Genomic DNA, 23,952 nt, shown 5'->3' with positions numbered 1-23,952 from the left:
AAGTCTTTAACATTTCATTATTAAAAGAGAAAAGGAAATTGATAATAATAATATACATCTATGAAATTAGCGATAAAAATAATGGCAATAGCAGGAATACTGTTATTTATCCAAGCGTGCGATAAGGACGATATCAACAAAATCAAAATCCAGAATCACGATGACAATGAAATGATGACTATCATGCACAACATGATGGATGAGATGATGGCCATGCAAATGCCCCCCGACCCTGATAATGCTTTTGCTCTGATGATGCGAATGCATCATCAGGGAGCGATCGACATGGCAAATAAGGAACTGCAATCCGGCGATGATGCGCAAATGAGGGAGATGGCCCAGAAAATAATTAAAGACCAGAAGGCTGAGATTCAAGAATTAACCACATTTCTCAATGGTCACGTACCGCATCTAAATGTTCCCGAATTTGTTACAGAGCAGATGAAAAATATGGAACGCTCAGGCAGAGTGACAGATCTCCAAATCATTAATGGAGACACGGATCACGATTTTGCCATGTTGATGATTCAGCATCATCAAAATGCAATTGGAAACGCAAAATTGGAACTTATTTACGGACACGAAAGTGCTATGCAGACAATGGCAAAAAATATTATTGAAAAACAGGATCAGGAAATCTCGGAGATTCAAACCTGGTTATTAGCTAATAAGAATAGATAAATAATTTCTCACTTTAAACAATAAAATTATGTCACATCAACAATTTCAAAAATGTATTGACGAATGCTACGCCTGTGCTGTAGCTTGTAACCATTGTGCAGCTTCTTGCTTGCAAGAGGACAATGTAAAAATGATGGCTCGATGTATCCAGCTTGATCTGGAATGTGCAGCCATATGTAGAGCCGCAGCCGAACTCATGAGTTTGGGAAGCCAATATAGCCGTCACCTTTGCAAGCTATGTGCGGAGATTTGTAGAGCGTGTGGAGATGAATGTGCTAAGCATGATATGCAACATTGCAAAGAGTGTGCGGATGCTTGCTACAAATGCGCAGAAGCTTGTGAGCAAATGGCAACGGCGGTATAATCTCATTATTGGTAGAAGTCTAAAAACCTCCAATGAATTCAAACTGGGTAAAGAATTTCAGGACCGTTTCCATTTGTAAACGATAGTTAGGGAAAGAGGAAAATGGACTGGCTCCTTCGCCGAATAATGATCGACGGGAGTGTAAAATAAACTGTGTCAATGGTTGAATTACCGCCCCGCGGGGCGGTAATTCAACCATTTTTCTTATTGCAAATCTAACACCATTCTTCCCGGAAACCAAATTGCTAATTTCTGTGCTGTTGTTCCCCAATTGGCTAGTGGCATCGTCCATTTCTTCTTAATGTTGTTATGTGCTAAATAAATCAATTTCAATAACGCTATATCGGAGGTGAATGCACCTTTAGTTTTGGTGACCTTACGCACTTGGCGATGAAATCCTTCGATCGTGTTAGTCGTGTATATCAACTTTCGGATGGATTTATCGTATCGGAAATAGGTGGTCAGACGATCCCAGTTGCGTCGCCAGGATTCAATGACCACAGGATACTTTTCACCCCATTTATCCTGAAGTTCATCCATCCGAAGCTCGGCTAGATCCAACGTATCGGCCCTATATACGGGTTTTAGATCGTTCATGAACTCCTTTTGATCCTTACTGGCTACATACTTTAGGCTGTTTCGGATTTGATGTACTACACAGGTCTGTACTTCGGTGTCGGGAAAAACACTCTGTATCGCTTCGGAAAACCCTTTTAAATTATCGATACAAGCAATTAAGATATCCTCTACGCCTCGATTTTGTAAATCAGTCAATACGCTCAACCAAAAGTTAGCTCCCTCATTCTCCGAAACATACATCCCTATCAGATGCTTATGTCCATTTCGATCAATGCCAAGAATATTGTATACTGCCCGCGAAACAAACCGATGGTCTTCTTTTACTTTGTAGTGCATGGCGTCCATCCAAACAATCGTATAAAGCGAGTCTAGACTTCTTGATTGCCACTCCTTGACCTGGGGAATGATCTTATCGGTAATCGAAGAAAGCTAAAATCGTCTCACGTTTCTTAATAAGCTGGGGTTCGAAGTTAGACCGACGGTCACGCGGAGTATCGATCTCGATAGTGCCATCTGAGGTGCGAATCTGCTTGCTGGACTTGCCGTTACGACGATTACCACAAGAGCGTTCAGCTTCATCCAGATGGCTCTCAATCTCAGCTTCTAGCGCTGCTTCTAAAAACTTTTTCATTAAAGGAGCAAAAGCTCCGTTCTTGCCATAAAGTGATTCACCACTACGTAACTGTTCTAGGGCCAGGTCCTTCATGGACTCAAAATCAAAATCGCTTTCCTTAATACTCATAATTACTATGTCAAAAATAATACTTCTGTTTATTATCCTTGACACAGTTTATTTTACAGTCTCTGATCGACAAAATCGTCTTTTGATTTTATATTTCGTCCTGTTCTTCCATTTTTTTAATCAAAGCATCACGTAAGCTGTCAAGGAATTTCGTTCGGTTCAGCTTTCTTGCTTTGAGTTCCAAAAATGTATGGTAAAAATCGCCCAAATCAACATTAAAACTGTTTTCAAAAAATCTGACTATGGTTATAATATCTGTATTCCCATTATTGAAGACGGCTTGAGAATGCAGTCCGTAAATCAATTCCGTTAAAGCCGCTTTGCTTCCCGTCCAACTTAATGTTGGTAGGTCTATTGATTTATCTTTATAGATTATGTTGTGAAGTTGGTCTTCAAGATAAACTTGAATCAGGTCATTGGCAATTATTTTTGCCGCCTTATAATCGTGGGATGTAGAAAACCGGTGGTCGGTTTCAAAATAAACCGTGTCCAAACTTAACTTTATATCGTGTTTGCCCCGAACAAATAACTTTTCATCTACAAATGAACTGCCTGTTCGGTAATATTTATAGAATTCAAGGTTACTCTCAAAATACCGTTTGAGTTTCCTTAGCTCACCATTAATGTATTTCCTAATAGCTTTTATATCATTAGGTTTTTTTGTCTCTATTTTATAGATAGCGTTATAGTAAATGAGTTTTGAAACAATGACTGGTTTTTGATATTTGAAAAAGTGGATCTCTTCATTTATACTATCAAAGCCATTTTTTAGTGTATATTCCTTTATTTCGGAAAGTCTCGATAATATCAACTCGATAATAACTTCATACAAAGCTATGGAACCATCCAGTTCAAGAGACACCTCTTTTATTTCATCTTCTAGTTTCTTTATTATTTCCTCGTAATAATTGCTCATTAAGTAACATTTTTAATTCATCAAAAGAGGTCGGATTCTAAATCCGACCTCATAGAAAGTCAAACTTAATAGGACAAATTCAATCCGAACCCCCAGCCCATATCGCTGTCATAATGGGTAGTAGCGGCAATGTTTCTGGTCAAAATGTATTTTAGACCACCCATATACTCTTTGTCTGTGCCATTTTTGTACTTCTCATTTTTGCAGTTTCACCTACAGGAATATCTATAACAACGTGCGTGGAACCCGCCGCTGCTTTTTTTGAGAGTACCGAAGCAATTAGCTGTCCCTCGCTATCTATATCGAGGGCTTTTTCGATTTTTATCAGCAGATCATCTGCCGGGCTTAACTGGGCTGTTCCACCCCAAACGATACACCCCCCTTCCTTATGAACCACTTCTTTTATTTTTTCAGGGGAAAGCGTTACATTGGTAAATACTTCCATGGTATCTGCAGTACCGGCAGGCGAGGTAATGGCACGGGAAGACGTTTTGGGCATTGTAAGGCCAAAGGCAGTAACAATGGCAACTACCAACGGTGTTGTTCTATTGCCTGGTAACCCTCCGATGCAATGCTTATCAACAACAATCTCCTTGTTCCAGTGCAATTGCATACCAGAAGCAATCATGGCTTTTGTAAGATAGGTGATTTCATCAAGATCCATTCTATTTCCGGCACAGGCGGTGATAAATGCTGTGAGGTCGATATTGGAATAATTGCCCTGAACTATATCCGTAATGATTTCATTGTACGCCAAGTAATCCAGTTTCTGATTGTAGATTTTTGCCCGTACGTGGCTTAAAGATTTAATAGGTTCCAAATGTGAAACATACAAAGTTTCATTTGGGGAAACATTCAGTTTTTTTGCTGCGGCGTCCGATAACCCAATTTCATCAGTCAATAGAAGATTGGATGAAATTACATTAAGACTTGCTACGATTGAGTCCGTTGCAGTGGATATTCTAATTCGGGTAAGTGCCTCAAAGCCTTCTGAAGCACAAACGTGGCAGTTTTCATGCATATATACTACATTCTCGTTTTGAGTGTAGATTCCGAGATGTTTGTATTTTAAGATATTAGATTGGTTTTCCACTTTTCCTGTTATTAAAATTTACGTTTTGAGTCTATTTCCGAAGGAACCGTCTGTACTATTAACACTCTAAACTTATTCATTATCCATCAACGAGTTAAAGTATTCAACTAACAGCTTCTTATCTTCCATGCTTAGACGAGCACCCCCATGCATCCACGTATATGAACTCAACGGCATTTTACCTTTCTCGATTTGCTCAATAATCTGGCTAAACTTTGAGTTTATCCTTCTCGGGCTGTAATTTGGCAAATCATCAAAGTTCAATTTCTCTTTTCCTTCGGTTATATGATCTGCCATGAACCAACCCAAAGGCTGAACATTAGTGTACCAAGGGTATTGGGTATTATTGCTATGGCAGTCATAGCATGATACCGACAGGATTGCATTAACTTTTGCATCGACCTTAAATGAATCAACAAAAACCTGGCCCGCAGGAACCGGGGATAGGTTCCTTTGGGGGGTTATAAATTGCATTAACACAAACACACTTAACAGAACTGTTAAAATTACTTTGTATGCTTTCGTTCGTTTTCCGTTTTTTTTCATGATCTAATATTAATCAAGTACCATTATCCCCGGTCATAGAGACAGCAACTCGGTAAGTCGTCATAAACCGCCTTGGGAGCCTTGTCCAGCTCTGTATCGTGACCAACATTAGCAATAGCTTTGCTTATGGCACTTTTTGAGGTTACTTTTGAATCGAAATCCAAATGGATAACTTTGGCATTAACATCCCAGTTTGCGGAAATCACCCCCTTGACACTTTTGGCCGCTTTCTCAATCCGGCTTTTGCACATTTCACAATTTCCTGATACTTTCAACATATCATGGGTCTTATTGACATTGGTTTGAGCATCGCCATGCTGATGTCCGGCAGCCGATGCTGCGCCATCGTTATTCATCATACTGATTTTACCTTCCAGCTGGGCACTTGCATCAACGGTGAAAGCTCCCTTGGTCACGATTTCCTCGCCATTTTCCAGCCCCGACATAACAACATATTGGTCGCCCAATGAGGGGCCCAAGACGATCTCCCGAAGTTTAAAAGCAGGCGTGGATGTATTTGGCTGTTTTACGTAAACTATGGAGCGCTTCCCTGTCCATAAAACCGCCGACTTGGGAATGACCAACTCATCGTTGTAGCCCTTTAAAGGAGCAGTGATCCTTGCTGTTGCATACATTTCAGGTTTGAGATTGCGATCCCGGTTATCGGCTTCGACCCTGATTTTTGCCGTTCTTGAATTGGCATCAAGGATAGGGTTAATAAAGGCAATCCGCCCATTATAGACTTTTCCGGGCAAACTCCGTAATGTATATTCCAGCTGATCTCCCACCTTTAGAAATGGCAGATCTGTTTCATACGCATCAAAAACCGCCCATAACTTGGAAAGGTTTGAAATGGTGTACAAGACGCTCCCTTGGCCGATATAATCGCCCGGGTTTACATTTTTTGCTATGACAACACCACTTGTATTCGCATATATATTGACGTAGGGTGAAACTTCGTTGGATGTCAATATTTTGCTTATCTGATCCTCTGACACCTTCCATAAACTCAGCTTCTCTTTCGCGGCATCCAATAGGAGGGGCTGCATATCCTGCAATTTTGCAGCTTCGAGCAATTCTTGCTGCGCCGTCAATAAATCAGGCGAATAGATTTTGGCTATCAGTTGTCCTTCTCTTACCGACTCGCCAGTAAAGGTTACGTAAAGATTTTCAATACGGCCATTGACATGCGATGTTTGGGATTGTTGTAAACGTTCGTCCACCTGAATAGTCCCATACAGTTGGACATCTTTAACAGCGTCTTGGTGGCCGACAATCGAAGTCTGGATATTCGCCAATGCTATGGCTTCTTCTGACATCTGGATGGCGTCATCGTCAATTACATCATCACCTCCCCCGGATGATTTCAAGGGAATTAGATCCATTGCACATATCGGGCATTTCCCCGGTTTATCCATTCTGATCTGGGGGTGCATGGAGCAAGTCCATACTGTTTCCCCGTCCTCGGTCACTTCCATTTCAAGGTCATGGCTGTGATCATGGGACGAATTCCCGCCAAATATCGCCCAGCCAAGCAGTAGTCCGGACAATAATATAACCCCGTAAGTTACCGCCTTATTTCTAAAAATATTTTTCAGTTTATTCATTGCTAAGAATTTCAAAATAATTGCATTATTTATGGTCTGCTAATAATTTTTTTATTGACACAACCATCGTATTATAGTTGGCAAGGGCCTCAGCTTTCCTAAGCTGATAATCCAATAATTGCCGCTGCACCTGAATAACGTTGGTCAAGTCACTTTTGCCTGTAACGAACTCTTTTACGATCAGGTTATATGTCGTTTGGGCGAGCGTAGTTTGTTTTTCGTACAGCTCGATGGCACGCTGAGCATCATCCAGTTGGCTTTTGAGACTGTAAAACTCGCTTTTCAAAGTGTTGAAGGTGTTTTTAAAGTTCTCTTCGCTTGATTTTCGCCATAGCCTGCTTTCGTTTTGCTGGGCATTGTATTTTTTACGGAAGAGTGGCAGGCTCACTGAAACCATAGGCATGACCATATCCTTACCGTTCATCCCGTCCATGGCCAGCATTGAATTATTCGTCCTTCCCACAACCATGTATTCCACACCGATACCAATCATGGGATAACTCATTTTCCGATCCATTTCCGCTTTTGCCTTAAATGCCAAGCCTTCTTCGGCAATCATTTCAAGCATGGGGTTGTTTGCCTCAATAACCCTTAGTGCCTCTTCCTCGCTATATAAAAAATTCAGCTTGTGGATCTCTTGTCCCAGCATGACCTTTTCAGTTGCTTCCCGATTCAACAATGCATTGAATTTTGCTTTTTCGGCTTTAATCTGAGCATGTAAACTTTCAATGTTATTTTCAATTTCGACAATTTCCAATTGGATACGAAGCACCTCTGACATACCCGATCCGGAGCCACCTTCCATTGCTCCCATGCCACCACCGGACGGCATACTCATATTCTGATTAGTAGCAGGAGCTGAATTGCCTCCTCCCATACTCATCCCTCCCATACCCGATGAAGCACTAGATCTGGTTGGTGAGGAAGGCGTATTACTGCTTACGACGGGTGCTACACTTGATTGTGAGGTGCTTGAGGGCGCAGAGAATTTCCGTATTGCCAATTGTTCCAATTGTTTTAGAAACACTTGGTTTTCCTGATTATTCTTGAGTTGCTCGTTCAATTTTTGCATCGTGTACCACTGTGTGCTGACCTGAAGGATCAGATTATTTATGGCTTCCCGATACTGTTGATCTTGCATATTGGCCATATGTGTAGCCTCTGTGCGAGCTGCTTTTCTCGTGCCGAACCATGGAAACATTTGCATCAAGCTCACATTTCCAATAGAACGCCCTCCTATAATTTCCATAGGCATCGTATATGCTTCCATGGACAATTCGGGGTCTTGGTATGCTCCGGCTTGCGGAATTTTTTCAAGGTATGCCTCATGCGCATACTTTTGTGATTTTACACCCGGATTATTTTCGATTGCGACTTGTATATAATAGGACAGCGAATCGGTGGGGTAGTCTTGGGCTAAAGCTTGCGAAAAAATGCTTAAGCTTGTTAATACAGCCACGGTTATATACCGATTTATCTTATTCGTTTTCATTCGCTATATTTTTATTATTTTTTCTATTTTCTTTTTTAGTGGCAGATTCCCTCCACCAGCACTGGAATACTGGAACCACAAACATGGTCATGGATTGGATCAGCATGCCGCCGAAAGTCGGGATGGCCATTGGTACCATGATTTCCGCACCTTTACCGGTAGAGGTCAGGACAGGCAGTAAGGCGATCAGTGCTGTAGCAGTGGTCATCGCTGCCGGTCTGACACGCTTTAAGCCTGCGTATATGACTGCTTCCCGTATTTCATCTTTTGTTCTGGGGTTCCGTGCTTCAAATGTATCGTGGATGTATGTTCCCATTAATACACCATCACTCGTCGCCAGTCCGAACAGGGCGATAAATCCTACCCAAACGGCAATGCTGAGATTGATGCTGTGCATCTGGAACAGATCCCTCATATTTGTCCCTCCGACAGAGAAATCCATAAACCAAGGCTGTCCGTAAAGCCACAACAAAATAAAACCTCCTGCAAGAGCTACAAAAACACCGGAAAAATGAATTAACGATGCTGTAACCGTTCGGAACTGAAAGTAGAGAATTACTAAAATGGCTAACAAACTCAGTGGTATAATAAGCATTAGCCTTTTTGCGGCACGTTCTTGCTGTTCATAATTTCCGGCAAACTTATACGTCACCCCGTTGGGTAAATCCAGTTCTCCAGACGCTATTTTTTCCTTTAGGAGTTGATCCGCTTCGTATACTACGTCGACTTCCGCTATGCCACTTTTTTTATCAAAGATTACATAACCCAACAAAAAGGTATTTTCACTTTGGATCATCTGAGCGCCCTTGGCATATTCAACATCCACCACATCCCCCAATGGAATCTGAGCTCCTGTAGCTGTCGGAATGATTATTTTTCGCAACGCATCCGGGTCATCCCGTAATTCTCGTGGGTAGCGCAGGCGAACGGGAAACCGTTCCCGGCCTTCGACTGTAGTGGTCAACGTCATACCGCCGACTGCCGCACTGATTACTTCCTGAAGCTCGGCAACGGTAATACCGTATCTGGCCATTCTATCCCGGTTCAGATGGATTTCGATATAGGGTGCGCCAACAGCCCTGTCGTAGAAAACGGTCGATGGCATAACAGATGGAACATCCTTTAAGGCTGCTTCCAAGGCCTTGCCACCGATTTCAATCGACTCCAGATCCGGACCCGAAACCTTTAGCCCCATCGGAGCCCTCATTCCCGTAGAAAGCATTACCATTCTCGCTTCTATCGGTTGCAACTTAGGAGCGGAAGTCAATCCGGGCAGATGGGAAACATTGACGATCTCTTGCCATATATCGTCGGCCTTTTTAATTTCAGGACGCCATCTGCGGAAAAATTTTCCGCTTTTATCTTCAATCAGACTGTCCCGTGGTATGGAACGGAAACCATCGGAAACAGCATAGGTCTTGTCACCTTTCAACACGAATTCTCCGGAACTGTTTACCTTGAACCTTTCACGATGCCCGTCTTCATCCAGATAAAATTCCGGGATATAATTGATCGTATTTTCAAACATCTGTGTAGGAGCCGGATCAAGTGCAGAATTCACACGGCCCCATTTTCCTACGATAAGTTCGACTTCCGGTATGTTTTGAATACGTTTATCAAGTGTTCTGATCAATTGCAGGTTTTGTTCAATCCCAGTATGCGGCATACTGGTGGGCATCAAAAGGAAAGAACCTTCATTGAGGCTTGGCATAAATTCCTCCCCGATACCGGGAAATGTTTCGGTGGATTTTTGCCAGAAGGCAGTCTCCCGAAATGATTTCCAACCTGTCTTTTCGAAGCCATTTGCAACAAAACCAAAACTCTTCTCTACGCCCATCCATGCTAACATTCCGAATAATAAAGTAATGATAGGGATGGCCATGAATTTCCACCGGTTGGAAAGTGACCATCGAAGAATCTGTTCATAATAGATCACCAATGCCCATAACATTCCCAGGATGGAACCAATGGCAAAGAATACGAACACAAAGTTAAGTGTGGTGCTTGCCTGCGTGCCGAGTGGCAGCCACTCAACCGTCAGGTAATACATCGCTACAAAAAGTGTGATAGCAACATTAACGTAGTTGGCAATTTTTTCTCCTTTCCATCTTGGTGTAAACAGGTTGTTGACTCCGATCAAAGTCAATGCGAACGCGACAAAAACACCTGTATAGATCCAAAGAGCGATACCGGCAACTACCAAAACGTAGTTGGCTATCCGGCGAACTTTACTCCCATTGATACGGATTGAAAATATATAATAAGCCAGTGTTGGCAAGATAATAATGCCTAACACAAAGGCTGAAACCAAAGCAAAGGTTTTGGTGTATGCCAAGGGACCGAACAACTTACCTTCTTGTGCTTCCATCATAAAAACAGGTAAAAAGCTGATGATCGTGGTGAGCATCGCCGTTGACAAAGCACCCGACACTTCCGCAACAGCGGTGGAAATCAAGTTTACAAAGGCTTTCCCCCGACTCTCAACACCCTTGGCTTTTTCTTCATCCATATGGCGTAGTATGCTTTCGATAAAGACAATCCCCACATCCACCATGACCCCAATGGCAATGGCGATTCCCGAAAGGGCAACGATATTCGCCTCGACCCCCATTTGTTTCATGATTATGAAGGTCGCCAGTACGCCAATGGGCAAGATACTGGATATAAGAATCGATGCTCGCAGGTTGATCACCAGCACGATCACAACGATAATACAGATCAGGATTTCGTGTGCTAAAGCATTTTCCAGCGTCCCGATGGTTTCCTGGATTAAACCCGAGCGGTCATAAAACGGAACGACGGTGACTTTTGAAATAGTCCCATCCTCTAATGTTTTTTGAGGGAAACCTGCCTCCATTTCTTTGATCTTCGCCTTGACATTATTGATGACTTCCATGGGGTTGGTTCCATGCCGGGCAACTACTACACCGCCAACTGCTTCCACGCCTTCCTTATCCAATCCACCGCGTCGTGTGGAGGGTCCCAAATTGACAAACCCAACGTCTTTTATCTTTACGGGAACATTATTGCGCACAGCCACTACGGCATCTTCAAGATCCTGGACACTTTTAAGGTAGCCCAATCCACGCACCAGATATTCCGCTTTGTTTATTTCGATCGTCTCTGCACCGATATCCAGGTTGCTGTTTTGGATAGCCGACATGATATCCATTACGGATACATTGTATGCGCGCATCGCATCTGGATTGATATCGACTTGGTATTCTTTTACGAAACCTCCGATGGAAGCCACTTCGGAAACCCCTTCCGATGCTGCCAAATTATATTTGGCATAGAAATCCTGAATCGTGCGCAGCTCATCGGGGTCCCAGCCTCCTGTAGGTTTTCCGGTTTCGGGATTGCGTCCCTCCAGTGTATACCAAAAGACCTGCCCCAAAGCAGTGGCATCCGGCCCGAGCGTGGGCGTTACATCGGATGGTAATGTGCCGGCAGGCAATGAATTCAGTTTTTCCAGAATACGGGAACGGCTCCAATAAAACTCAACATCCTCTTCAAAAATGACATAGAGGAAGGACATGCCGAACATCGAACTGCTCCGGATTGTTTTTACGCCGGGGATGCCCAGTAAGGAGGTCGTGAGTGGATAGGTAATCTGCTCCTGTATATCTTTGGGAGACCTCCCCATCCATTCGGTCGCAACAATTTGCTGGTTCTCCCCAATGTTCGGAATCGCATCGACCGGCACAGGATCGCTCGGCAACGCATTTTGATGCCAATTAAAGGGCGCTGTAATCAGCCCCCATATAAGGACAACCACAAGTAATAACAGTGTTATTACTCGGTTCTCCAAAAAATATTTGATAATTTTTTTAAGCATAACATATACATTGTTTACATTTTAATATCAGATACCAGGCTACAGAAATCGACCGGTACCTGATATTTGAATTTCAAATCTTAATCAGCGTTTTTACTTCAGTTCTTCCTGAACTTCACCACATGTTAGCATATCTTCACCATAGTAAGGGTTTTTGACCTCTTTGCTATCGCTTAACCAATATGCTCCTTTGTTGTCATCGTACATCGAGCAAAAAATCTTGTACATGGGCTTTTCGGTGCCGAATTCTTTTGTTATATCATAAAAATCCTTGCTCAAGATCACTAAATGTTCTCTTTGATGAGCGATATTGCCTATGTTATCACCTATGTGCTCCGAATGTTCCTGAATATCAGCAGCGATGTCATCGAAGGTGCTTTTCTGTTCTGCACTAAAGCCCTCGGTATTAATCTTGGGGAGTGCTTCCAGCATGCCTTTAGCTGCATTTGCGGCTTCTTTATCATTATCGGAAGACAAAGCAAAAGTCAGGTGCTGGTAATGGGAAAAAAGTTCCGAAAAAGTTCCCTGGTCGCTTGCAGCGTTGCTTTCGTTGGATACCGTTGTTTCAGTATGGACGTCGCTTTCTGATTTTTTTTCAGAAGCGCCATTGCATGCTGCCAAGGTCAATACGGATGAGGCTAGTAAGCCTACAAATAAATGTTTCATTGTCATGATTTCTGTTTTTAATAATTAAAATTGATTTATGTAATTTGTATATGTAGTATTATTTTCAAAATATGATACTTCCCCGTTGTTGCCGGTAATTGCTATTATAGCAGTCGCTTTATCTATCTGCTTTTTGGAAAATGGATCTATGGCAACGCGTGTAGAAGGATCTTTTGGAATACGTTCTTTACACATCTGGCAACATCCGTAATATATTTTTCCTTCAAAATTTACCTCAAATTGTTTTTTGCCCATGTATTCATTGTTGACCATGCATACCTCTTCCGACGGAACTACATCGCCCATTTCAAAGGCATTGTGGCCACGGGTATTTGTATTTGAGCTTTTTGAAGTATATGTATTGTCTTGCACCTTTAGTGTAGGGTTATTGTTGCATGAACTAAATATGACTACAATAGAAGTAACGATCCCAATCAATAGACATCTCATAATGGCTGACTAATTTAATTTTTCAATAGTACTACCGCAGGTCAGCATTTTTGAACCGTAATACGGGTTTTTGATATCCGTACTTTTACTTAACCAAGTTGCACCTTTGCCATCGTTGTACATCGGGCAGTTTTGGTAGTACATAGTTGTTTTTTGCTTTGATGCGTTTGCCAATTCATAGACATTCTTAGAAAGTAGGGCAAATGCCCTCCGTTGCTTTACGACGTCTTTCGATTTCGAGATGTTTTCTGTGTTTAAAGACAGTTCCTTCATGACCTTCATCCATACGGTATGCTCTTTGGGAGAAAGTTCACCCATATCCACTGTTTTAATAACTGTGGCTAATTCAGTAGCATTTGAAGATGCTATATTTACATCTGCGTTTACCAAAGCATCTTTTATGGAAAAATACTTGTCAAATACGGCATGTAATTGTGATAAATTTTGTGATGGAATATTCTTTGCTTGAGCTGTTCCACCATGGTTGTGATGTTGCTCGTTCTGGTTTTGCGCAAAGCTGTTTGCTGCGGATAGTAATACGGTGATTACCATCAATATTTTTGATATTGATTTCATTTGGAACCTTATTAAGTATTAAAAATGGTAAATAATCAAAAGCCAGATCTGGCTTTTAATAAAACATGTATTGCGGATAGGTGCAAAATCAACCGATTTCGCACACCTATGGCTATACAGTACTAATTTAACTTATTTTAGGCGGTTGCCAAATGGAAGATTCCCCTGTAGAATAAAAGGGTTCTTTGTATAAAGGGTATGATTTTTTACTTTTAGAAAAAACAGGATTTTGAGCGTTCCTAAAAAATGGGGGTGTTGCAGAAAAACTATTAGAAGAGCTGTGGCAGGACGTAGGTCCACAATTTCCAGAGCATTCATTGCTCGTGTCATCCTTAGACTTACAGCAGTCTTTCTCACATTGATCTTCTGAATGATGCTGCTTGTTGGCACTGCAACATGACTTCTCCTTGATAACAATTTCTTTGGAATGCGATTTACACGCATAGGATTGCATTGGGATTATAAAAAAGCCCAATAAGCATATAATCATTAATATGTTTATCCTTTTTAACATGTAAAAAACAAAAAAACTATTGCAAAGATAATGGTATTTTTCAAACCGGTTCGTTTTTTTTGAAATAAATGGCAGATAAGTTTCTCTTATCCGCCATTTATTTTTATTCCATGAGCATTATAGTGTCAGTTACATTTCCTGCTAGCGTTCTTTTAAATCTTTCACTCAATAATATCGAATCAGAAATTCATTATTAATTTAACACTGATATTTCGTCCCATATTGAATACACCCATACGCCCGGTTACGGGGTTTTCAGAAGCATACTTCAACCTACTTAAATGGTTCTTACATCAACAAGGTTGTCGTCACTGATGTCCAAAGACATTAAGTCGCTTCGGTTGAATACCTTTATATATTTCTTTTTGCGTATTTTCTGTTTTCTTTTCAATACTTATAAATTGACGTCCTTTAAAATTTCATCCGCTGTATTCGTACCGCATTAAGAATAGCCAATAACGCCACGCCCACATCAGCAAAAACGGCTTCCCACATTGTAGCCAATCCACCTGCACCAAGCACCAATACAATTCCTTTTACCACAAATGCCAATGTGATATTTTGCCAAACGATTTTCTTTGTCTTTTTTCCAATATTGATTGCCATTGGGATTTTGCTCGGCTTATCGTCTTGTATGACCACATCTGCCGTTTCAATAGTGGCATCGCTTCCCAAACCGCCCATTGCGATACCTACGTCGCTCAACGCCACAACGGGAGCATCGTTCACGCCGTCGCCGACGAAAGCAACGCTTTCGCCTTTGGCTTTAATTTCTTTAACCCTGTTTACTTTATCTTCGGGCAATAAATCCCCAAAAGCATTATCTATCCCCAACTGCTCCGCTACATACTTTACCACTGTACTTTTATCTCCGCTAAGCATAGTTGCTTTCACATTGAGTTTATGCAATAAACGGATGGTTTTCTCTGCATCTTCTTTGATACTGTCGGCAATCGTAATGTAACCGACAAATTTGTTATCGTAAGCAACGGCAATGGTCGTATAAACGATGCTGTTCGGATCTAAGTCGTATTGTATTCCAAACTTGTTCATCAGCTTGAAATTTCCAACCAACAAGTCTTTACCATTTACGGTTGATTTCAGCCCGTGTCCAGCAATTTCCTCTGTATTTTCTAAGCGGATTGTATTATCCAGTTCCCCCACGTATTCGTGAATAGCTGTCGCTACGGGGTGCGTACTGTGGCTTTCCAATACATTGACCAATTGCAAAATTTCATCTTGATTGAACGCTTTGTCAAATACCACTTCTTGAACCTTGAAAACACCCTCTGTCATTGTACCCGTTTTATCCATTACCACATTTTGGATATTGGAAAGGCTATCTAAAAAGTTACTTCCTTTGAACAGTATTCCGTTTTTGCTCGCTGCTCCAATGCCACCGAAATAACCCAATGGAATACTGATTACTAAGGCACAAGGACAAGAAATAACTAAGAATACCAAAGCCCTGTACAACCAATCCCTAAACTCATAATCAGCTACGAAAAAGTAAGGCAGCACACAGATAGCGACCGCTAACAGTACCACTATAGGGGTATATATTTTCGCAAACTTGCGGATAAATAATTCCGTTGGTGCTTTTTGTGAAGTAGCATTTTGTACCAATTCCAAAATTTTACTCAACTTACTATCCATATATGCGGTTGTGACCTGCACTTGTGCAACGGTATTAAGGTTTATCATACCTGCCAAAACCGTTTCGCCTTTGGCTTTGGTGTCGGGTTTGCTTTCGCCTGTGAGTGCTGAGGTGTTGAACGATGCCGTTTCAGACAATAATTCTCCGTCCAAACCTAATTTTTCTCCCGGTTTCAATTGTATTATTTCGCCGATATTCACGGTTTCCGCCTTTACAGTTAGGGGTTGGTCGTTTCTTAAAACCGTTACCTCATCAGGTCTTTGGTCGAGCAATGATTTGATATTTGCTTTGGCTCTGGAAACCGCCATTGTCTGAAAAACTTCTCCAACAGCATAAAACAACATCACGGCAACGCCCTCGGGATATTCGCCAATGGCAAATGCCCCGATGGTGGCAATGCCCATTAAAAAGAACTCTGAAAAGATTTCCCCTTTTCTGATGCTTTTCACGGCATCTGTCAATACAGGAAACCCAACGGGAGCATACGCAACCACATACCAAATAATCCTTACCCAACCCGTAAACCATTGCTGTGGAAGCCAATGATCAAATGCTATGGCAGCAAGCAACAATACCAATGATATTATACTCGGCAAAAACATTTTAATTGGACTACTCTCACTATGACTGTGGTCGTGTCCTTCATCATCGCCGTGGTCGTGTTGATGCTTTTCATTTACCAGCTCTTTTGCACCTGCTTCGGTGTAAATTTTTTCTTCCAGCGTGCAACAAGTCATTTTGCCTTGTGCATCATACGTATGCTTATGATTTTTGTCTGTATTTGTCATAGCCTTTAATTTTTTAGGTTCGTTACACTTTTATTTCTTATTATTTCTACGTTATTATTCATTATATACCTCACGATATACTGAAAAACAAATCGCTTTAACGCATTTAGCTTTTGCTGATGCTTAGAATAAAATTCATCGGGTGTATCAAAAACGCCAAAGTCCTGATTGATGCCCTTATCCTGAATAAACGTATTGTTGAGGTTCCATTCAATCGGTGGGTTCTCAAAATTATCGGTATAAACCCCGAAACCACAAAATGTGGTTTTGCAATCGCTGTTCTGCTCCTGCAATTTGGTGAGATAGGGTTTATCCAAAATCACACCTTCTAAAAAATACCACTGTTCATTTACCCATACTTCTACCCAGCTATGTAAGATGTTTTGAGGCGAAAGTTTGTACCAAATACCCGTAATAGCTCCTTTTTGCAAGGCTTTGTCAATGGTAAAACCGTGAATGCGGTTAGGTATTCCCGTTGCTCTTAATAACGTCATTAGCAAAGTCGCTTTGGTATTGCACTGTCCATAGCCATCCTGCAATATTTCTGATGCAGGTATATCGTCCGAAACATTGTAGCCAAATTTTATTTCATCCCTGACAAAATTGTAAATGGCTTTAACTCTTGAAACATTGCCCAAATCTTTCCACCCTCTTTGTTCCAATAGCTCTTGTATAGAAACGTTTGAGTAGTCAAGGATTTTTGTTTCTTTAAGATAGTTATCCATAACACATTTATATTTATGACAAAGATACACAGGAAGAGCCTGCAATGCTATTGCAAACTCTCCTTTAAACAGTTCTCGCAAATACCTTTACCAAATAGTTTTATTTCGTCAATACGGTAATTTTGGTTTCCATTCTGCGGTATTATAAAATCCTCCTTACAGGTTGTCTGTTTACAGATTTTACAATAGAAATGTAAGTGCCAATCTTTGTGTGTTTCTTCATCACACCCATCGTGACACAAAATATACTTAACGGTAGTGTTCTCCTGAATACTGTGTACAATGCCTTTTTCCTCGAAAGTTTTCAAAGTCCTGTAAATCGTAACCCTGTCTGCTTTATAGAAATGACTTTCGATTTCAGATAAGGACATCGCTGTCTGCTGTTGCTCCAAGAAATCATATACCAATATCCGCATACTGGTCGGATTGGTGTTCTTTGACAACAGCTTTTGTTCAATGCTTTTTTTCATTATATACCATTTTAGTGAGCGTGACCGTGTTCTCCGGTATCATTCATTTTTGCATTCACAAAAAACGCACCTTTTATCACGATATGTGTACCGTGTGGAATTTCATTTACAGGCGTTATCGCCGTGTAACCCAATTGAGAAGCACCTTTAACGACCTCCATTCTTGTAAATTGAGTTCCATTTTCCGAACCGTGGTCGTGAGCCTCATCTTCTTTATGGTCGTGCGGTTCTTCTTCCTGCTCCTTGACCAAAAAGATGTAATATTTCCCGTCTGCATTGACAACCGCTTCGTTGGGTACAGCCGTACTTAATACATCATCTAAACTTACATTTCCGGTTATGCTCATTCCGTCAATCAATCCTGTTTTATCTCCGGTAATTCTGCTGTGAACGGCAATGGTTTTGCTCTCTCCGCTAAAAGATGAACCTATACTATAAACTTCGGCAGAATGGGTCTTATTGGGGTTGTTGGTTACGACAAAATCTATTTTCTGACCTATTTTGATTAGGGGAATATCTTTTTCATAAACCTGTAAGTCCAAGTGCAATGCTGTGTTCTCTATTATTTCGGCAATAGGCGAAGACACATCTACATAGCTTCCGATTTTGGCAAAAACGTTACTTACCGTACCGCCTATCGGACTTGTAACGACCAACGAGGATTTAAGGCTGGAATTTGACAGGGAAGCCGGATTAATGCCCATCATTTGGATTTGTTGTTGTAACGATGCTTTTCGTGTTCTCAACGTGTTCAATTCAGATGTGGCACTTTGCAGGTTTTTCTTTGCACCTGCATTTCCCTCGTTCAGCTCTCTTTGTCTTGCAACTTCCTGCTCTGCAAATTCTATCCTGCTATTGATGCTTAGGTATTCTTCCTGTAATTGTATGAATTCCGGATTGGAAATAGTGGCGATGACCTGACCTTTTTTTACGAAATCGCCTATCTCCACATTGAGGGATTTGATAACGCCGCCAAACATTGAAGTTGCATTTGCCTTGTTGCTGTTGGGTACTCTCAATCCACCGTTGGCTTTCAATGTTGCGGACAATTGTTTCTGTTCAATCATCCCGATTTCGATACCTACAGCTTTTATCTGTTCATCGGTCAGTACCGCAACGTTTTCTTCTTCGTGTTCGTCCGTTGTTGCTGCTGCTTCGCTACCGTGATTATGTCCGTCGTCCTCCGTATGTTTATTTGTACAGGCGTTCAAAGCAAAGATTGCTACGAGGACAAAAACGCTGAAAACTATATTATTGATGATACGTTTCATATTTTGTATTATTTGCTGATTAATGAATGAATAAGCGTTACAGCCTCATTGATTTGCTGTATGCTCTTTAGATAATTAAGCTGAATATCGGTTGTTGTCTGCAAGGCAAAGAGGTACTCCACATAAGAAATATCTCCGGTACTGTACCCTAACTTTGCCGCATTGATGATTTCATCAGCATTCGGAAGTGCCTGCTCCTTGAAATAGGTAAACTGTGAAACATTCTGTTCATATTGTTTCAGGGCATTTGCCAACTCCGTTTTTAGCTGCTGTTGTTGCCATTGGGCATTCAGTTCCAATGATTGTTTTTGATAATCAAGGGAACGGATTTTCGCTCTGGTCGTAGTAAAGAGTGGAATGGTTATGCCTACATCAACAAAACTGAACCGCTGTCCTCTGCCGTAAAATTGTTCCACGCCGTTTCTACTGTGCATTCCTATCAGCGATATATTATTATAACCGAACGTAAAATCAGGCAGGCTGTTTGCCCGTTCCAACTTCTTGTTCTGTTCAGCGATTTTAGCCTCCTGATACAATAGCTGGATGCTTGGGTGGTTTTCAATAGCTGAACTGTCTATGAAAGAAGTCAAAAGTAATGGTTCATAGTCTGATTTGGGTTCAATGGCAAAATCTTCCTTTGTCTGCATCAGGTTTTTAAGATTCTGATAGGCATTTTGCCTGAAGACCTCATTTTGCTGGAGCAATATATTGATTTCCCCCTTTTTGGTAACAGCCGTACTGACTTCTATCCGCCCTATATCTCCTGTTTTATAACGCAGCTCCGCCACACGGATAAAGTCTGCATAAATACTATCCAAATACTTCAATACCGAAGCATTATGTTCCAGATACGCTAACTGATAATAATATGTTCTTACCTGCTTTCTTAGCTCATTTTCTGTCAGAGCCTTTGACCATTCTTGCCCTTTGACTTGCTCTTTGACAAGGTTTTTCTTTACCCCAAAAAGTGTTGGAAAGGGTATAGTCTGCGAAATTTGGAAACCGTCATTGTACTCAAATCCATCTGTATTCCCATATTGGAAATTTAAATCGGTTTTCGGTAGCTCATATGCTGTCTTACTCAAACTTTGGGTAGATTGAATCTCCAATTTTTTGGAACGGAGCTGAGGGTTATTTTCCATAGCTATTTCGATAGCTCTATCTACGTTTACAGGATTTTGTGCATTACTGGTTTGAGAAAAGCCTAAGAACGTAAACAGTAACAATATAGGTGTTATGGCTTTCATTTTATTATTTTTTGTAGGCTTATGATTTCTCATAAATACGAGGTATAGTAAAGGCAGTACGAATAACGTCAATGCCGTTGCTGACATCAATCCGCCGATAACGACCGTTGCCAACGGTTTTTGTACTTCTGCACCCGCACTTGTACTCAATGCCATCGGTAAGAAACCTAAACTTGCTACCGACGCTGTCATTAATACGGGTCTTAGTCTTGTTTTAGCCCCCTCGATAATTCTCGGGATAATCTCGTTCCAACCCTCTTTTTCCAATCTGTTGAATGTGGAAATCAGTACAATCCCGTTCAGAACAGCAACACCAAACAAAGCGATAAACCCTACACCTGCTGATATGCTGAATGGCATATCCCTCAACAATAGGGCAAACACACCTCCAATGGCACTCATCGGGATAGCTGTATAGACCAAAACGGCTTCCTTGAACGAATGAAACGTGAAGTACAATAAGATAAAAATCAAAAGCAGGGCGATAGGTACTGCAATCAGTAATCTGTCAGTAGCTTTTTGGAGGTTCTCAAACTGACCGCCATAGGTAAAATAATATCCTGTCGGTAGCTTAACCTGTTCAGCCAACTTATCCTGAATTTCTTCTACAACACTTGCTACATCCCGCCCTTGTACATTAAATCCGACATATATCCTTCGTTTTCCTCCTTCACGGCTGATTTGTGCAGGACCTAATTTATAGTCAATGTTGGCAACCTGCGAAAGTGGAACCTGCTCTCCGTTTGGAAGTGGAATAAACAGATTGCTCACATCCTCAATAGAACTGCGGTGTTCTTCATCAAGCCGTACCACCAAATCAAATCTACGCTCATTTTCATAAACCACGCCTGCTGATTTACCTGCAAACGCAGTACTGACAATATCGTTTATCTCCTGTACATTCAAGCCATAGTTGGCTATTCGGGTACGGTCGTATTCGATATTAATCTGTGGAAGACCTGCTATCCGTTCTACCTGCGGAGCGGTTGCACCCTCTACCGTTTGAATAATGGCATTGGCTTTATTGGCATAAATCAACAAACTGTCGAGGTTCTCTCCGAATATTTTCACAGCTACATCTTGCCTGATACCCGTCATCAGTTCATTAAACCTCATCTGTATCGGCTGGTTGGCTTCAAAGAATACACCGGGAATAACTTCGAGTTTCTCCATCATTTCATTGGAAAGTTCGTCATACGATTTCTTTGTTTTCCATTCGTCCTGTGGTTTAAGAATAATCATCAGGTCGGTCGCTTCGGGCGGCATCGGGTCTGTCGGTACTTCGGCAGCCCCCGTTTTTCCTACAACCATTTTTACTTCGTCAAACTCCTTGATTATCTTAGATGCCTGCATAGAGGTTTCCAGACTTTGGCTTAAGGATGTTCCTTGCGGCAAAATACAATGGAAAGCAAAATCGCCCTCGCCCAATGTTGGCAGGAACTCTCCGCCCATCCGTGAAAAAAGGAATATACTAATGGTAAAAAGTCCGACGGCAACCGCAATAATCACATATTTTATCCGAATGGCTTTTTCTAACAAAGGCTTATAAACCCCTTGAAGATAGTCCATCATTTTGTCTGAAAAATTCCTTTTGGTAATCGGTTTTTTAGACAGACACAAGGCACTCATCATCGGGATATAGGTAAAGGACAAAATCAAAGCTCCCAAAATGGCGAAACTTACGGTCTGCGCCATTGGCGTAAACATTTTTCCTTCTATGCCGACCAAAGTAAGGATAGGAATATAAACAATGAGGATAATGATTTCTCCAAATGCTGCACTCGTACGGATTTTTCTTGCAGATTCATACACCTCCTCGTCCATTTCTGCCTGCGTAAGTTTTTGAGTGGATTTCCGTAAGCCCAAATGGTGCATTGTGGCTTCAACAACGATCAGCGAACCGTCCACTATCAATCCGAAATCAATAGCTCCCAAACTCATCAGGTTGGCACTTACGCCAAATAACCTCATCATTCCCAATGCAAAAAGCATTGATAACGGTATAGCTGATGCGACGATTAAACCTGCCCTGAAATTCCCTAAGAAGATAATCAATACAAATATTACGATTAATGCACCTTCAATTAGGTTTTTTTCGACAGTACTTATCGCTCTATCTACCAGGTTCATTCTATCCAAATAAGGTTCTATGACCACATCATCGGGTAGAGATTGTTGGATAACCGGTATTTTTTCTTTGATGTTTTTTACGACCGTAGCAGTGTTTTCTCCCTTGAGCATCATTACAATACCTCCCACAGCATCTACTTCGCCGTTATAGGTCATTGCTCCGTATCGGGTAGCGTGACCAAATTGTACTTTTGCTACATCTTTGATGAATACCGGAACACTTTCCGTATTTTTAACAACAATATTACCTACATCTTCCAGTGAAGTGACTAAACCAATTCCCCGAATGAAGTATGCATTGGGTTTCTTATCAATATAAGCGCCTCCGGTATTTTGGTTGTTGTTTTCGAGTGCAGTAAAAATATCGGAGATACTGACGTCCATCGCTTTGATGCGGTTAGGGTCAACGGATACCTCGTATTGTTTGAGCAGACCGCCGAAACTATTAACTTCTGCAATTCCCGGAGTACCGTAAAGTTGTCTGGCGACAATCCAATCCTGCATTGTCCGTAAATCCATTGCAGAATATTTATCTTCGCTTCCTTGTTTGGGATGGAGAATGTATTGGTACACTTCGCCAAGACCTGTACTGACAGGAGCAAGTTCAGGCGTTCCAACTCCATCAGGTATCTGGTCTTGTGCTTCTTTCAGCTGTTGGCTTACCAACTGTCTTGCAAAATAAATATCGACATTGTCTTGAAACACTACGGTTACAACAGATAGTCCAAACCTCGAAACACTTCTTATTTCTTCTACTTTGGGAAGATTGACGATACTTTGCTCTACAGGAAATGTAACCAGTTGCTCCACCTCCTGTCCTGCTAATGTTGGTGACAGGGTAATAATCTGAACCTGATTGTTTGTAATGTCAGGTTGGGCATCAATGGGGATTTTCGTGGCACTCCATACCCCCCAAATGATGAGTAATAAGGTCATTAATCCTATAATGAACTTATTCTTTATAGAGAATTTTATAATGTTATTTAACACTTTTTGTGATGATTAATGATGGATAAATAATGATAAAATCATAATGATTATGTTTTTAGGGAATATAAATACCCTAAAAACCAAGCTAACGCTGTTAGCATTAAGCTGTAATCATTTAAACATTAAAAATTATGCATTAATCTTTGGCGGTTGCCAAATTTCTCCCAGATAGAGGGATATAAAGATAGATTTATAGTAAACTTTGGCCTTAGACAAGTCAAAGGTCTTCTTAACTAAGTTATATACATTCCATTGAAGCACTATGCCCGACACCATTCCACAACAACCGCATAAACAAAACGGACTGCACATATCAGGTTTTTCCTGATGGTCGTGGCTTGCTTTATGGGCTAATTCTTCTGAATGGTTATGGTTTTGAAAACTCTCCTTTTCATACATATCGGTACAAGGCATTAAAAATACCGCCATCATATAAATTGCCAATATGGAAAAAAAGACTTTCATATTCTTTTGCAAAGTTAGTAAAAAAGTAATGCAATGGCATTGCATTGTTTTGAATAATTACTATTTTATATAATATCCTTTTTCATTCTGAATATTTGTTTTACATACTGTTCAAAACAATATTGGCGACACTCCATACTAAATT

17 protein-coding genes and 1 pseudogene are annotated in these 23,952 nt (G+C 41.1%); 2 read left to right on the top strand and 16 right to left on the bottom strand.

The genetic code is table 11. The features are described from left to right. The first annotated feature begins 60 nt into the window (after positions 1–60). Entirely contained in the window at positions 61–681 is a 621-nt protein-coding gene (locus NMK93_RS05395) for a DUF305 domain-containing protein (protein WP_002993226.1), read from the top strand. A 28-nt stretch (positions 682–709) separates the two neighbouring features. Further along, positions 710–1,045: a four-helix bundle copper-binding protein gene (locus NMK93_RS19780; protein WP_002993225.1), complete on the top strand. Its 336-nt coding sequence runs from the start codon at positions 710–712 to the stop codon at positions 1,043–1,045. A gap of 204 nt (positions 1,046–1,249) precedes the next feature. Here NMK93_RS19780 and NMK93_RS05385 read toward each other — a convergent pair. From NMK93_RS05385 to NMK93_RS05310, 16 genes and pseudogenes are all read right to left on the bottom strand, one after another. Then, positions 1,250–2,366 (bottom strand): annotated as a pseudogene (locus NMK93_RS05385) (IS256 family transposase). A gap of 88 nt (positions 2,367–2,454) precedes the next feature. Continuing rightward, positions 2,455–3,282, bottom strand: coding sequence for an RteC domain-containing protein (locus tag NMK93_RS05380; protein ID WP_094258252.1), 828 nt, complete (start codon positions 3,280–3,282; stop codon positions 2,455–2,457). A gap of 151 nt (positions 3,283–3,433) precedes the next feature. Beyond that, positions 3,434–4,375: a thymidine phosphorylase gene (locus NMK93_RS05375; protein ID WP_002993220.1), complete on the bottom strand. Its 942-nt coding sequence runs from the start codon at positions 4,373–4,375 to the stop codon at positions 3,434–3,436. 72 nt (positions 4,376–4,447) lie between these two features. Further along, positions 4,448–4,921 (bottom strand): heme-binding domain-containing protein, encoded by a 474-nt coding sequence (locus NMK93_RS05370; protein ID WP_002993219.1) that lies wholly within the window; start codon positions 4,919–4,921, stop codon positions 4,448–4,450. Positions 4,922–4,944: 23 nt separating this feature from the next. Continuing rightward, positions 4,945–6,471 (bottom strand): efflux RND transporter periplasmic adaptor subunit, encoded by a 1,527-nt coding sequence (locus tag NMK93_RS05365; RefSeq protein ID WP_254528219.1) that lies wholly within the window; start codon positions 6,469–6,471, stop codon positions 4,945–4,947. Positions 6,472–6,553: 82 nt separating this feature from the next. Further along, positions 6,554–8,020, bottom strand: coding sequence for a TolC family protein (locus NMK93_RS05360; protein WP_002993217.1), 1,467 nt, complete (start codon positions 8,018–8,020; stop codon positions 6,554–6,556). Continuing rightward, complete coding sequence (locus NMK93_RS05355) at positions 8,007–11,858, bottom strand: efflux RND transporter permease subunit (RefSeq protein ID WP_002993216.1); 3,852 nt, start codon at positions 11,856–11,858, stop codon at positions 8,007–8,009. Before NMK93_RS05355 ends, NMK93_RS05360 begins: the two co-directional genes overlap by 14 nt. A 93-nt stretch (positions 11,859–11,951) precedes the next feature. Further along, complete coding sequence (locus NMK93_RS05350; RefSeq protein WP_227694340.1) at positions 11,952–12,524, bottom strand: DUF3347 domain-containing protein; 573 nt, start codon at positions 12,522–12,524, stop codon at positions 11,952–11,954. Positions 12,525–12,548: 24 nt separating this feature from the next. After that, the gene (locus NMK93_RS05345) at positions 12,549–12,974 is read right to left on the bottom strand and encodes a hypothetical protein (protein ID WP_254528217.1); all 426 of its coding nucleotides are present in this window, start codon (positions 12,972–12,974) and stop codon (positions 12,549–12,551) included. 9 nt (positions 12,975–12,983) lie between these two features. Beyond that, positions 12,984–13,550 (bottom strand): DUF3347 domain-containing protein, encoded by a 567-nt coding sequence (locus NMK93_RS05340; RefSeq protein ID WP_232046363.1) that lies wholly within the window; start codon positions 13,548–13,550, stop codon positions 12,984–12,986. Between the two features lie 925 nt (positions 13,551–14,475). Further along, entirely contained in the window at positions 14,476–16,509 is a 2,034-nt protein-coding gene (locus tag NMK93_RS05335) for a heavy metal translocating P-type ATPase (protein WP_094258249.1), read from the bottom strand. Positions 16,510–16,514: 5 nt separating this feature from the next. Next, entirely contained in the window at positions 16,515–17,315 is an 801-nt protein-coding gene (locus NMK93_RS05330) for a transglutaminase family protein (protein WP_237219449.1), read from the bottom strand. Beyond that, positions 17,282–17,704, bottom strand: coding sequence for a Fur family transcriptional regulator (locus tag NMK93_RS05325; RefSeq protein ID WP_094258248.1), 423 nt, complete (start codon positions 17,702–17,704; stop codon positions 17,282–17,284). Before NMK93_RS05325 ends, NMK93_RS05330 begins: the two co-directional genes overlap by 34 nt. 11 nt (positions 17,705–17,715) lie before the next feature. Further along, entirely contained in the window at positions 17,716–18,975 is a 1,260-nt protein-coding gene (locus NMK93_RS05320) for an efflux RND transporter periplasmic adaptor subunit (RefSeq protein WP_094258247.1), read from the bottom strand. Positions 18,976–18,983: 8 nt separating this feature from the next. Then, positions 18,984–23,342, bottom strand: a complete 4,359-nt coding sequence (locus NMK93_RS05315) for a CusA/CzcA family heavy metal efflux RND transporter (protein WP_094258246.1) — start codon at positions 23,340–23,342, stop codon at positions 18,984–18,986. 129 nt (positions 23,343–23,471) lie between these two features. Then, positions 23,472–23,807 carry a DUF6660 family protein gene (locus NMK93_RS05310; protein WP_209023052.1) on the bottom strand — a complete coding sequence of 112 codons (336 nt, stop codon included), beginning with the start codon at positions 23,805–23,807 and terminating at the stop codon, positions 23,472–23,474. Positions 23,808–23,952 lie beyond the last annotated feature (145 nt).

It is taken from the genome of Sphingobacterium sp. LZ7M1, from assembly GCF_024296865.1.
In the GTDB taxonomy this organism is placed as follows: domain Bacteria; phylum Bacteroidota; class Bacteroidia; order Sphingobacteriales; family Sphingobacteriaceae; genus Sphingobacterium.
The sequence above is the reverse complement of the archived record's forward strand: the minus strand, read 5'-3'. Positions and strand labels throughout refer to the sequence as shown.

What these genes read in the sequence shown, in the direction of transcription:
- NMK93_RS05395 (WP_002993226.1), top strand. Translation starts at nt 61, where the DNA reads ATGAAATTAGCGATAAAAATAATGGCAATAGCAGGAATACTGTTATTT.
- NMK93_RS19780 (WP_002993225.1), top strand. Translation starts at nt 710, where the DNA reads ATGTCACATCAACAATTTCAAAAATGTATTGACGAATGCTACGCCTGT.
- NMK93_RS05380 (WP_094258252.1), bottom strand. Translation starts at nt 3,282, where the DNA reads ATGAGCAATTATTACGAGGAAATAATAAAGAAACTAGAAGATGAAATA.
- NMK93_RS05370 (WP_002993219.1), bottom strand. Translation starts at nt 4,921, where the DNA reads ATGAAAAAAAACGGAAAACGAACGAAAGCATACAAAGTAATTTTAACA.
- NMK93_RS05360 (WP_002993217.1), bottom strand. Translation starts at nt 8,020, where the DNA reads ATGAAAACGAATAAGATAAATCGGTATATAACCGTGGCTGTATTAACA.
- NMK93_RS05355 (WP_002993216.1), bottom strand. Translation starts at nt 11,858, where the DNA reads ATGCTTAAAAAAATTATCAAATATTTTTTGGAGAACCGAGTAATAACA.
- NMK93_RS05350 (WP_227694340.1), bottom strand. Translation starts at nt 12,524, where the DNA reads ATGAAACATTTATTTGTAGGCTTACTAGCCTCATCCGTATTGACCTTG.
- NMK93_RS05345 (WP_254528217.1), bottom strand. Translation starts at nt 12,974, where the DNA reads ATGAGATGTCTATTGATTGGGATCGTTACTTCTATTGTAGTCATATTT.
- NMK93_RS05340 (WP_232046363.1), bottom strand. Translation starts at nt 13,550, where the DNA reads ATGAAATCAATATCAAAAATATTGATGGTAATCACCGTATTACTATCC.
- NMK93_RS05335 (WP_094258249.1), bottom strand. Translation starts at nt 16,509, where the DNA reads ATGACAAATACAGACAAAAATCATAAGCATACGTATGATGCACAAGGC.
- NMK93_RS05325 (WP_094258248.1), bottom strand. Translation starts at nt 17,704, where the DNA reads ATGAAAAAAAGCATTGAACAAAAGCTGTTGTCAAAGAACACCAATCCG.
- NMK93_RS05320 (WP_094258247.1), bottom strand. Translation starts at nt 18,975, where the DNA reads ATGAAACGTATCATCAATAATATAGTTTTCAGCGTTTTTGTCCTCGTA.
- NMK93_RS05310 (WP_209023052.1), bottom strand. Translation starts at nt 23,807, where the DNA reads ATGAAAGTCTTTTTTTCCATATTGGCAATTTATATGATGGCGGTATTT.